Origin of the sequence: Flagellimonas eckloniae, from assembly GCF_001413955.1 — a bacterium.
GTDB classification, from domain to species: domain Bacteria; phylum Bacteroidota; class Bacteroidia; order Flavobacteriales; family Flavobacteriaceae; genus Flagellimonas; species Flagellimonas eckloniae.
In genome coordinates this window covers 2233541-2246158 of sequence record NZ_LCTZ01000002.1, presented here as the reverse complement: position 1 = coordinate 2246158, position 12618 = coordinate 2233541, and the positions used below count along the sequence as shown (strand labels likewise).

The following is a 12618-nucleotide window of genomic DNA, read 5'->3' as shown; positions in this document are numbered from 1 at the left end:
AAAGGGAAACTTGTAAAGCTTCCCTTTTTCAATTTAAATAAAACAAAACCCCATCAAAAAAACAATCATTAAATTTTAAAGGTTATGACCGGAATGTTGGAATGATTGGCTATATCCTCTCCAATGCTTCCCATGAAAAAATGTGATAAGCCCTTTCTACCATGGGTAGGTATTCCAATAAGGTCGGCGGCTACAGTTTCGCTATAGTTTAGAACTCCTTTTTCTACACTGTAGTCGTTGTAAATTTCAACTTCAAGTCCAATCTTGGCAATGTTCAGAAATTTTGAGATTCTACTGTAAGCATCTTCCGTACTTAAGAATTCATCTCCAGGTGTATTGATATAGACCAAATGCATTTTGGATTTGAACAACTCAGAAATTGCCAAAGCCCTCTTCAGTGCAGGAATACTTTCCTCTCTATAGTCACTGGCAAAAACAAAACGTTCCACTTTAAATTTTTTAACATCGCCTTTAATAACCAAAACAGGAATCTCAGAACTGCGTACTACCCGTTCAGTATTGGAACCTATGAAAATTTCTTGTAACCCATCTGTGCCATGAGATCCCATAACAATTAAATCGGCATCGTGTTGTTTGGCAACCTCATGGACTTCTTGAAATACTTTATAATGTTTTATAATTGGAATGATATTTACGCCTTTTAAATAGGGCTTGTCCAAAAACTCGTTAAAACGCTTTTCTCCAGTTTTTATAAGGTGTACCACATGTTCTGGAGCTATAAAACCAGACTCACTCATAATCGCTGGTGAGAGCTCTAGCATGTGTAAAATCAATAATTGGGCATCATTTTTCTTTGCTAGGGATGCAGCTACCTTTAGAGCATTTTCTGATTGCTCTGAAAAATCAACTGGTACAATAATACTTTTCATTAGATTTGGTTTTATAATTAAACTGTCATTGAAAATAACCTGGTATCAGGCTTTTTTCGGTGTAATTTTAAGTCAAAGGCCATACTTACATTACGTACAAAAGGTCTTCCTTTCTGTGTAATTTTTATGCAGTCGGTCTCAATCGCAACCAAGCCATCAAACTCTAATTCGGATAACTTGTCAAAGATTTTTTGAAAATCAGTTATACGTGCTTCCCCAAGCCCCCAACCTGTTTCAAACTGGCACATAAGATTAAGAATATGCTTTCTTAGAATTTGATCTTCTTCGGTAAGGATATGTCCTCTAAAAATTGGAAGAACTCCATTGGACACCAAATTTTCATACTCTTCCACGCCTTTAACATTTTGGGCGAACCCATACCAACTATCACTTATGCTCGATGCCCCCAAACCTATCATGAGTTTGGTTTTGGATGGGGTATACCCCATAAAATTCCTGTGTAGATTACCATTTATCATTGCTTCATAAAGGTCATCGGATGGTAGGGAAAAATGATCCATTCCAATATCAACATATCCAGAATCCGTCAATATCTTTTTTCCAATTTCATATTGAACCCTTTTCTCAGTTCCCGACGGAATATCCTCATCCCTATAACCGCGCTGCCCGCTACCTTTTAACCATGGGACATGGGCATAACTGTAAAAAGCTATTCGTTCAGGTTTAAGTTCAATGGTCTTTAAAATGGTTTCTTCTACATTTTCCAATGTTTGAAAGGGTAAACCATAGATAATATCATGACCAATGGAAGTATACCCTATTTGCCTAGCCCATTCCGTCACATTTTTAACATTTTCAAAGGGCTGAATTCTGTTTATCGCTTTTTGAACAGTTTCATTATAATCCTGCACACCAAAGCAAACCCTTCTAAACCCTAGATCAAAAAGAGTTTGTAAATGAGCTTTTGTTGTATTGTTCGGATGCCCTTCAAAGCTAAATTGATATGTCTCCGCTTTCTTTCCATGTTGAAGAATACCTTCCATTAGTATTCTCAGGTGCTTAGGAGAGAAAAAAGTAGGCGTGCCTCCACCAAGGTGTATTTCTTTAATTGTGGGTTTGGTATCGAGAAGGGCACAATACAATTGCCATTCTTTAATAATGGTCTTTATGTAGGGCAACTCTAGTTCATGTCTTTTGGTTATTCGCTTATGACAGCCACAAAAAGTGCACATACTCTCGCAAAATGGAAGGTGAATATAAAGACTGATTCCTGTTTTAGGATCTTCTTGAAATGCTTTTACCACACTTGCTTTCCAGAGCTTACCAGAAAAGTTGTCCAAGTCCCAGTAAGGAACAGTGGGGTAGCTGGTATAGCGAGGTCCGGGAACATTATATTTTTGAATTAGGTCACACATAATCGAATAATGGTATTTGTCAAAATTAACCTGCCATGTTTTTAAAAAACATGATAAATGTCAGGACAGTCTAGAATCTCAAGCATGACAAGAATCATATTTTATGGTCTGAACACTTTGTAGTTTTATTCGAACCGTAAAGAAGTAGTAAGTTCTTGGATATGGGCGAAAACATTTGTAAAAGCAAATTTGATCAAAATGAGCGCAAGGCTTTTGTGGAACACTTGATTGATGATATCAAAGCTTTGGAACTTCTTTTGGAACAAAACCTAATTGAAGATGATGTTATAAGAATAGGCGCCGAACAGGAAATCTGTCTTGTTGACGATAATTACAGACCTTCTGGGAAATCTCTTGAACTTTTAGGTACTATCGATGATTCCCATTTTACCACAGAATTGGCAAGTTTTAACCTGGAAATAAACCTAGATCCGTTTGAACTTGAGAAAAATTGTTTTTCAAAGGTTGAAAAACAGCTTACAGAAATGCTGAATAAGGCAAAGACCGAGGCAAAGAAGCTGGGTATAAATATCGTGTTGACGGGAATTCTTCCCACTTTGAGCAAGAATGAATTAGGAATAGATTTTATGACTCCTGTTCCTCGCTATTATAAACTAAATGAAATTTTAAGCTCATGGCGAGGAGAACATTTCACTCTTAAGATAAAAGGGGTGGATGAATTAACCATTCGTCATGATTCTGTGCTTTTTGAGGCATGCAATACCAGCTTTCAACTCCATTTACAAGTTACACCAAAGGATTTTGTAAAGAGTTATAACTGGGCACAGGCAATTGCGGGCCCTGTCTTGGGAATTTCGTGTAATTCTCCATTGCTAATGGGGCGCGAGCTTTGGAAAGAAACTCGAATCGCATTATTTCAACAAAGCTTGGATACTAGAAAATGGACCTATGCCCTAAAAGAGCAATTTGCAAGGGTGGGTTTTGGAAATCAGTGGCAAAAAAAATCGGTGGTAGAGATTTTCAAGGAAGACATCTCTACCCATCGTATTGTTTTAACAAAGCCTATTGGGCAAAGCTCATTACAGCTTATGGATAATGGGAAAATTCCAAAACTGGAAGCGCTGAATCTATATAATGGAACTGTCTATCGCTGGAACCGTCCTTGTTATGGAGTTGGCAACGGAAAACCTCATCTGCGCATTGAAAACAGATACATTCCATCCGGACCCACAATAATTGATGAGATTGCCAATTTTGCTTTTTGGGTAGGTTTAATGGTGGGCAGGCCCAAAAAATATGATGATATGCCATCTATAATGCACTTTAAAGAGGCCAAACTTAATTTTATAAAGTCAGCCAGAACGGGTAGGCAAACAGTGATTTCATGGTTGGGAAAACCAATAACCCTTAAAAAACTTGTTCTCAAAGAACTTCTTCCAATAGCATATGAAGGATTAAAAAAGTTTGATATTGATAAAGTTGATATTGATAGGTTATTAGGGGTCATTGAAGCAAGAACGAATAATGGTACTGGGGCAGAGTGGCAGATTAGAAATTGTAGGGAGTTAAGAAAGCATATGAAGTTGGATAGTACTTTATTGGAATTGACAAAAGCTATCTCAATCAACCAAGAAAAAAATATACCTGTACATGAATGGCCATCTATAAAAAAAACAAACAAAGCAACAACCTCCTTTCATTGGGTGGCTCAGATAATGTCCACAAAGCTTATGAAATTATATGAAGATGACTATGTGAGTTTGGCCTTAGCCATAATGAAATGGAACAACATCCATCATATTCCAGTGGAAAATAATAAAGGGGAACTGGTAGGTCTTTTAACATGGAGTCATATAGAGAGCCTAGAAAAAAACAAAGGAAAAGAAGAGTCCAAAGTTTCAGAGATAATGATTAAAAAAGTGATAACAGTCCGACCAAGGACAAAAATAGAAACTGCAAAAAGGCTAATGAAAGAGTACCAAATAGGTTGTTTACCAGTATGTGTAGGGTCAAATATGGTGGGTATTCTCAGTAAGGTTGATTTTTAGATTATGTCAAAAGTGTACAGTGTTGCCCTCAATGAAACCATAGAAATTGAAAGAATCATAGGTCATATCAAGGGTGAAAAAGAAGGGCCAACCGTGATTTTTTTTGGAGGAATCCATGGTAATGAACCAGCTGGGGTGTTTGCACTAAAACATGCACTTCGAGAATTAAAGCTTCAACAACGTTTCATTTATGGAGAAATATATGCCATTGCAGGAAATCTGACAGCACTTAAAAAGAACGTAAGATTTCAATCGAACGACCTGAATCGGATATGGTCACCAAAAAAAATTGAAGTAATTAAAAAAAATAAAGAGAAATGTACTGATGATGAAAACGAGCTTTTGTCATTATATGGTCTATTCCTTGAAATTCTTGAAAAAGGGCAGCCTCCATTTTACTTCATTGACCTGCATACCACCTCAAGTGAAACATCGCCATTTATTGTTCTTAATGATAGTTTATTAAACAGGAAATTTGCCTCCAACTATCCGCTCCCAATTGTTTTAGGGATTGAGGAATACTTGGCAGATGCAATGTTGAGCTTTATCAATGAACTGGGATACGTATCCTTGGGTTACGAAAGTGGTAAACATGAAGATATAAATGCAATACGCAACTGTATTGGTTTTATCAAGTTTACATTGGGAATTACAAATTCCGTGCTTTTTACCAAAGATGAATTAAAAAGGCTTAAAGATGAACTTTTGGAATCTGGAAGGGTTTCCAATAAGTTTTATGAAATATATTATCAATACAATATAGAAAGTGGAAGTGACTTTAAAATGCTGCCCGGGTTTGTGAATTTTCAACAAATTGCAAAAGGTGAACAGATTGCCATAAACAATGAAGATGTACTTTTTACCGATGGAAAGAGACAAATTTTTATGCCCTTATACCAAAGTAAAGGAAAGGAAGGGTTCTATTATGTAAGGCCAATTCCAAAAGTACTTCTTTGGATTTCTAAATATCTGAGAAAACTTAAAGTAGACCACCTCTTGGTACATTTGCCCGGAGTAAAATGGGAGTCTCTGAAGAAAGATGCGTTGTTGGTAGATCAAAAGGTGGCCAAGCTGCTGGCTAAATCAATTTTTCATTTACTGGGATATAGAACCCGACAATTGGATAAGACACATTTAGTGGTCAAAAGCAGGGATACTGCTTCTAAAAATGATGAGTATTTGAGCGCTAATTGGTTTTAAATAAAAAAGGCTCAAGATTTTATTCAAGAGCCTCTGTTTTTTTAGAACTTACAATGATTATTGCATTACAAAATTTATGGGTATTCCGTACTTAACCTTTACTGATTTGCCCCTTTGTACACCTGGCTTTATTTTGGGTAAGGCTGCAATGATACGTTCCGCTTCCTGTTCCAATAATCTGTCCGGCCCTCTTTTTTGAATGTTTCTTACCTTTCCATTGGAATCTATTACAAATTGTACATAGACCCTTCCAGTAATATTCATTTCAAGTGCAGCTTGGGGGTATTTGAAATTATTTTTAACATGTTCCTGCATCTTTTGATTAAAGCAAATTTTACGCTCTTCTTCGGTGGTATAGGTTTCACAACCGGGAAAAACGGGAACATTTTCAATCAATGCAAAAGGAACGGTGATATCTTCTTCAACTTCGCCCACTTCAAGATCATCTACAGCAACAATGGCATCTTCAATATAAGTATCCTGACTACTTTCTGTACTTTCTATAACAGTTTCCTCAATATCTTCAACATCCTCAACAATTTCAATTACATCCGGTGCTGAAGGCGGCGGAGGCGGAGGGGTTGTCAACACGGTTTCTGTTATTGGAACATCTTCATCAAGTTCATCAACAACTTGAACCAGATCATGAGCTCTAAGCTCCTTTTCATAGGTTTTAACCTCGAATGATTGCCAAATTATAAACAAGACAAAATTGAGACCTATCATAAAATAAAGACTGCTGTTGCGTCCTATATCTGCTTTTGGGTTCTTTTTTGGTTTCATGATTTTTCCTATTTAATTAAGATAAAGTTAGATAGGACAATCGTCAAAAAGTATGATAATAATCAGGTCTTGGCAATACCTCTTTTACCTATTATTGTTTGGAATGGGTTGCCGTAAGTTGGGCAATATCTTTTTTCGTGAAGTCTGTTTTAAAGGTCACACCCATTCGGATAACATCATGATCTGAGGTCTTGAAATGATTTTTTAAGTAGCCAATGTCTAACTTAATAGAGGGAGTTAATATATGCCCCAATCCGATATACGCCCTATTTTGATTAAAAAGTGGGCGTTCAAGATTTAGAAAGATTTCGTTGAAGGATTTGATATAAGTATTTTTGGAAAGTGGCTTAATATATAAAAGTCGATACCTGACCCTGTTATTAATATGTAGGCTTTCTGTATTTTTTTTCCATCTTGTTTCCAATCTCCACCTATGGGAAAAAGCATTCATTTTTAAAGTGTACTCTTCATAAACCCAAAATTGCGTTGCATTTTTGAATTCTTCGGACCCTGTGTAATTTTTTGAACTGAGATATGCTACGCCAGTCGTAAAAGTTGATGATGGATTGAGTTGATAGGATACTCCGGTCCTGAAAAAGGCAAACTCATATTGTTCCAGAATATCATGATGCCTTAGAATTCCAACAGTTGGTATACTCCAACGTTCATGTATCTTATTGTTTCCGGAAATAACAAGCCAAGACCCGGCCCTATTTTCATCTAAAGTTTGTGTGTAGGAAATAAAGTTGGTAAAAACAAAGAGTAGAACGAAGAGGAAACAAAATAAGAATGGTTTGGTGTACCCCATAATATTGGTCTTTATTTCTGGAGTACAAAGTTTTGCGTTTATTGTTGCAAAAAAGTATGATACTTGTCAGTTCCGGTATTAAATCCTATCCATTTTGGGCTTAGATTGGGTTTCCTGGATTTCCCATATTAAGGCAGCCGCTCCACAAATTGCCGCTGTTTTTCCGTGCATGCCCGATTCCAACAATTTTACCTTGCCTTTGTAGACATCTAAGAGAAATTCATTAAAATAAGATTCAAGCGGTTCTTTTATCCATTTGCCGCTATTTGTCAAACCTCCCATTAGAATAAAGGCTTCAGGTTGTGTAAAGGCCGTGAAATTAGCTAGCGCCTGAGCCATAATTTTTGCTGTATAATCAAAAGCCTTTAAGGCAATTATATCTCCTTCTTCGGCTGCTTTCGTAATATCTTCGCCATGTAAATCGTTGTATGCAATATTCCTAAACCTACTATCAACCAAATACTTGCTTAACATGTACATTATAGTCCGTTTTAGGCCGGTGGCAGATACATAGGCTTCCAATCCACCTCGAATCCCCAGTCCCGTTAGCCTGCCATCACCTATGGTCATATCTACATGACCCAATTCCCCGGCAAAACCATCATATCCGTCAATTAATCTTCCATTTGCAACAATCCCTGCGCCAAAACCTGTACCAAGTGTAATTACTATAAAATCAGTTAGGTTTTGAGCTCCCCCAAAAAGCATTTCGCCCAATGCGGCAGCACTTGCATCATTCATAATTCTCATGGGCATATCCATCCTCTCCCTTAATTTTTCAAGAATTGGAACACTGCCCTTCCATACCAAATTACTTGCATTTTCTATTGTGCCATTTTTACTGGAGGCATTTGGAGCACCGATGCCACAACCTAAAATGGTTGTTTTTTCATCAATACTTTGGATGAGTTCATTTGAAACACCCTTGACTTTATCTAGATAATCTTCCAAGTTGGGGAATTCCCTTGTTCTAAAAACAGCCTTTATATGGCACTTCCCACTTTTATCAACCAATCCAATCTTTGTTTTGGTTCCTCCAATGTCTATTCCTAAAACTAATTCCATGACCCCGTGCTTTTTATTGAGATACTTAAAGATAAATAATATGGAGTTCATAAAAGGATTTAAAACAATATGATAGCGTGTTTTAATGCTAAAATTTTAAAACCTGATTTCTGTCATATTTTAGGTCAAGGTGCGGTTCTATTTTTGAAGTGAAGATTTTTAATAATTTAATTTTTTTGGTATGAGTAGCATTAATAAAATTTTGGTCCCATTCGATTTTTCTGAAGCATCCATCAATGCTTTGGCTTATGTAATGAACTTTGCCGGGCCTAATAGAGTTGTTGATATAGAGACCTTATATGTTTCAGTTATGCCGATTACGGAGTCTGAGGAGAAAAGGTTGAGATTGGACTTTGAAAATGTTATTGACTCATTTTCAGCCAAAACAAAAAAAGCTCCAAAACTAGCCGTTGTTACAGGTGAAGTCATTGAAAGTATTCTTGCCATGCAGGAAGAAAATGAGGCTGATTTGATTATGATGGGAACTATGGGCGATAAAGTTACGGATGAAGCTATAACCAATACATCAAAATTAGTGTTGAACGCTAATTGCCCTGTTGTTTCCATTCCTTATGGATGCAGTATTAAAGAACCCAAAGAAATCGCCTTGGTAATGGGCAACGAGGAAATTGAGGACAAGGAAGTTTTAAAGACCCTTTTAGATCTTGCCCGCACCTTTAATTCCAAGGTACATGTGCTTACCATTTATAAGGAATCTGTTTATGCAGAGGAGTCCATTGTTGATAGTACAGAAAATTTATTGGAATATTATTTAGAGCATTTTTATGTGGAACATACATTCAATAAAAATCAAGATGTTGAAGAAGGTATTCTAAATTATATCAACAAGAAAAACATTGATCTTCTTGCCATTTTGCCAAGAAACCATGCCAGATTGAGTTCTCCTTCTGAGGGACGATTGACAAAGCTGTTGACCCTGCATTCGGAGATACCGGTTTTAAGCTTGGACTGATGATTATTCCAACAGAAAAGATATGTTCACATTATTGGTAATACTGGGTATTACAATCCTATTATTTATTTGGGGCAAGTTTCCACCGGATGTTGTGGCGCTCATGTCCATGTTGTCACTCTATCTAACAGGCATTTTGGATGTTAAAGAAACCTTGTCGGGCTTTAGCAATTCAACAGTTATAATGATTGCTGCTTTGTTCATCATTGGAGAAGGACTTTCCAGAACAGGATGGACTGCATTGGCAGGGCAGCGTTTTGTGGGTTGGGCAGGAAAGAGTATCCCAAAACTATTGGTCATTGTCACTTTGGGAGCTAGTGTTCTTTCGGGCTTTGTAAGCAATACAGGAACGGTAGCGGCCTTGTTGCCCGTCACAGTGTCCGCCGCGTGGAGTGCCGGCACTTTGCCATCAAAATTACTTATGCCCGTGGCTTTTGGCTCAAATACTGGAGGACTTTTAACCCTTACAGGGACACCTCCCAATATCATTGCTAGCAACGCCTTGGTTGAAAATAATTTTGAGGGGTTCTCATTCTTTGAATTCAGTTTGATAGGATTGCCGTTGTTGATTATTGCAATTGTGTATTTCAGGTACGTTGGCTACCGCTTATTGCCCAAACGAAAAACTAATGAAAGACCAGCCAATATTGATGCTGAAATGCACAAATGGATTGAAAATTATAGTATCGGGGATAACCTATATCGTCTAAGGATACGCTCAATGTCCCCTTTTATAAATACTAGGATAGGGCATTGGAATTTTGAAGATGAACACAATATATCAGTAATGCGTTTAAAACGCAGACATCCCAGTCCATTACAACACAAGGTCCCTCAGTTTGTTGAATTGCCTGACCCTGATACCGAAATGCGATATCATGATATTATAACTGTGGAAGGTGAACCAGAGGCAGTCGATAAATTGGTTTTACGATATAATTTGGGCATTGTTCCAACCAAGGCAGAAAGAGATACCCTTAAAAATGAGCTGATTAATCAAGAAGTAGGAATGGCTGAAATGCTGATTACCCCAAACTCTGTATTCGTAGGTAAAACCATCAATTTGGGAAATTATCTAAAACAAGCCGGGGTTCAATTATTGGCAGCTTCAAGAAACAATAGAGCCCTTAAGGGCAGAATAAAAATTGCAGCTGGTGATGCCTTTGTAATTCGCGGATCCTGGACAAACATAGAAACACTAAAGTCTTTGTATGAAAACGTATTGATTTCGGGGAGTCCAGAATCAATGTCAAAAAATGTGGCTATACTAAATGCACGTAGTTATGTTGCTATTGGAACACTTATACTTATGATTTTGTTATTGGTATTTAAGATACTTCCAGGAGCCATAGCCGCTTTAATTTGTGCAGGAATCATGTTGTTAACACGATGTGTTCCTATTTCAAAAGCATACAAAGGAATTAGTTGGACAAGTGTAATAATGATAGCGGCAATGATTCCTATGGGGATTGCACTGCAAAAGACGGGTGTGGCTCAATTGGCTGCCAATAGCTTGGTAAACTCACTTGGGAGCATTCATCCTATAGCACTTTTGGGAGGAATATTTTTATTGACCACCACACTCAGTCAAACGATAAACAATTCTGCAACCGCAGTTTTAATGGCGCCTATTGCCATTGTGGCCTCAACTACATTGGGAGTGTCCCCCAAGCCATTTATGATTGGAGTGGCAATTAGTGCCTCTACCGCTTTTTTAACTCCGGTTGGAACGACTACCAATGCCATGGTAATGTCATCTGGGGGATACAAATTTATAGACTACATAAAAGTGGGAGGGCCATTACTGCTCCTATTTTTTGTTGCAACATTAATATTGGTTCCATGGATATGGAACTTTTAACCTTAAAAACAAAAATTATGAATGAAGTCATGGAAAAAGCTAAAGATTTAAGCAAGTACGGAATACAGAATACTACTGCACTTTGGAATTTAGATGCTGAGACCTTGCAACGCATTACCGTTGAAAAAGGTATGGGTGCCGAAACTGAAAATGGAACACTATCTATAAATACAGGAAAGTTTACAGGACGCTCACCTAAAGATCGTTTTTTGGTAAAAGATGAATATACAAAAGATAGGGTGTGGTGGGGTAGAATTAACAAACCAATCTCCCCTGCGAACTTTGATAAATTGTATGATGAGATTGCCAAGTATCTATCAAACAAAGAAGTATATGTAAGGGATGCTGCAGTTTGTGCTCACCCAGACTATACCATGAACGTTCGCACGATTACGGAATATCCTTGGTCCAATTACTTTATCAAGAATATGTTCTTGAGACTTTCAGAAGAGGAATTACAAGACTTTGATGAAGAATGGTTGGTACTATGTGCGCCTGGTTATGAAGCACCTAATCCAAAGGATTTTGGAATCATCGCAGGTAATTTTTCTATTCTTAATTTTACTCGCAAGATTGCTTTAGTTGGAGGATCAGAATATCCAGGGGAGATGAAGAAAGGTATCTTTTCCGCATTGAATTTAATACTTCCAATAGATAAGAATGTGTTGCCTATGCATTGTTCTGCCAATGTGGGCGAGAAAGGCGATACCGCTATCTTCTTTGGTTTGTCCGGCACGGGAAAAACAACCTTGTCTGCAGACCCCAATAGAAAATTAATAGGTGATGATGAGCATGGTTGGACAGCTGAAAACACCATCTTTAATTTTGAAGGAGGATGTTATGCCAAGGTTATAGACTTAACCGAAGAAAAAGAGCCAGATATCTACCGAGCTATTAGACCTGGAGCGCTGTTGGAAAATGTTGTTTTCAAAGAAGGAACCAAAGAGGTGGATTACTTTGATAGCTCCATTACCCAAAATACGAGGGTAAGCTATCCTATTGATCATATTGACAATATCCAGATACCATCTTATGCAAAAAACCCAAAAAACATCTTTTTCTTAACTTGTGACGCCTTTGGTGTATTGCCTCCGGTTTCTAAGCTGACCCCCGGGCAGGCGGCTTACCATTTCATTTCTGGATATACTGCAAAAGTTGCTGGTACAGAAGCAGGGATCAATGAACCGGTACCTTCATTCTCCGCATGTTTTGGAGAACCATTTATGCCTTTGCACCCTGCGGTTTATGCAGAAATGTTGAGTAAGAAAATGACCGAAGCAGGTGTTAATGTATGGCTGGTGAATACTGGATGGAGTGGTGGTCCCTACGGTGTTGGTTCAAGAATTAAATTGAAATATACCAGAGCAATGATTTCGGCCATTTTGGAAGGTGACTTGGATAAAGTAGACTTTGATGCCCATCCTATTTTTGGATTACACATGCCCAAATATTGTCCGGGAGTGCCGACTGAGATTTTGGACCCTATGAATACTTGGTTGCAAAAAGGAGCTTATGTAAGCAAAGCAATTCAATTGGCACATTCATTCCATATTAATTTTGATAAATTTGCTAGTGAAGCGTCAGAAGAGATTCTAAATGGTGGGCCACTGATTGATTCACACCATAGCTTGGATGGGCATTTTTAATTGTAAG

General features: G+C 37.6%; 10 protein-coding genes. 5 read left to right on the top strand and 5 right to left on the bottom strand.

The genetic code is table 11. The annotated features are described in order from the left end of the window. Positions 1 to 68: 68 nt before the first annotated feature. Together AAY42_RS09490 and hemN are read right to left on the bottom strand one after the other, a co-directional pair. Positions 69 to 890 carry a universal stress protein gene (locus AAY42_RS09490; RefSeq protein WP_055394550.1) on the bottom strand — a complete coding sequence of 274 codons (822 nt, stop codon included), beginning with the start codon at positions 888 to 890 and terminating at the stop codon, positions 69 to 71. A gap of 17 nt (positions 891 to 907) precedes the next feature. Continuing rightward, positions 908 to 2266, bottom strand: coding sequence for an oxygen-independent coproporphyrinogen III oxidase (gene hemN / locus AAY42_RS09485; protein ID WP_055394548.1), 1359 nt, complete (start codon positions 2264 to 2266; stop codon positions 908 to 910). 161 nt (positions 2267 to 2427) lie between these two features. On the opposite strand from hemN, the gene AAY42_RS09480 reads away from it, so the two are divergent. Both AAY42_RS09480 and AAY42_RS09475 read left to right on the top strand, forming a co-directional pair. Next, positions 2428 to 4275 carry a glutamate-cysteine ligase family protein gene (locus AAY42_RS09480; RefSeq protein ID WP_055394546.1) on the top strand — a complete coding sequence of 616 codons (1848 nt, stop codon included), beginning with the start codon at positions 2428 to 2430 and terminating at the stop codon, positions 4273 to 4275. A gap of 3 nt (positions 4276 to 4278) precedes the next feature. Next, positions 4279 to 5475 (top strand): succinylglutamate desuccinylase/aspartoacylase domain-containing protein, encoded by a 1197-nt coding sequence (locus AAY42_RS09475; protein WP_055394544.1) that lies wholly within the window; start codon positions 4279 to 4281, stop codon positions 5473 to 5475. A gap of 57 nt (positions 5476 to 5532) precedes the next feature. On the opposite strand, the gene AAY42_RS09470 is transcribed toward AAY42_RS09475, so the two are convergent. The 3 genes from AAY42_RS09470 to AAY42_RS09460 all read right to left on the bottom strand — a co-directional run bounded on the left by AAY42_RS09470 (position 5533) and on the right by AAY42_RS09460 (position 8131). Continuing rightward, positions 5533 to 6258 carry an energy transducer TonB gene (locus tag AAY42_RS09470; RefSeq protein WP_055394542.1) on the bottom strand — a complete coding sequence of 242 codons (726 nt, stop codon included), beginning with the start codon at positions 6256 to 6258 and terminating at the stop codon, positions 5533 to 5535. Between the two features lie 91 nt (positions 6259 to 6349). Continuing rightward, a complete protein-coding gene (locus AAY42_RS09465) occupies positions 6350 to 7066 on the bottom strand; it encodes a DUF2490 domain-containing protein (RefSeq protein ID WP_055394540.1) in 717 nt (238 codons plus the stop codon). 78 nt (positions 7067 to 7144) lie between these two features. Continuing rightward, complete coding sequence (locus AAY42_RS09460; protein ID WP_055394538.1) at positions 7145 to 8131, bottom strand: ROK family protein; 987 nt, start codon at positions 8129 to 8131, stop codon at positions 7145 to 7147. 181 nt (positions 8132 to 8312) lie between these two features. Between AAY42_RS09460 and AAY42_RS09455 the strand changes: the two genes are divergently transcribed. From AAY42_RS09455 to pckA, 3 genes are read left to right on the top strand one after another with little or no spacing between them, the layout of a single operon-like run. Next, on the top strand, positions 8313 to 9104 hold the full coding sequence (locus AAY42_RS09455) for a universal stress protein (RefSeq protein ID WP_055394536.1): 792 nt from the start codon (positions 8313 to 8315) through the stop codon (positions 9102 to 9104). Positions 9105 to 9126: 22 nt separating this feature from the next. Further along, on the top strand, positions 9127 to 10965 hold the full coding sequence (locus tag AAY42_RS09450; RefSeq protein WP_055394534.1) for an SLC13 family permease: 1839 nt from the start codon (positions 9127 to 9129) through the stop codon (positions 10963 to 10965). A 17-nt stretch (positions 10966 to 10982) separates the two neighbouring features. Continuing rightward, complete coding sequence (gene pckA, locus AAY42_RS09445; protein WP_055397851.1) at positions 10983 to 12611, top strand: phosphoenolpyruvate carboxykinase (ATP); 1629 nt, start codon at positions 10983 to 10985, stop codon at positions 12609 to 12611. Positions 12612 to 12618 lie beyond the last annotated feature (7 nt).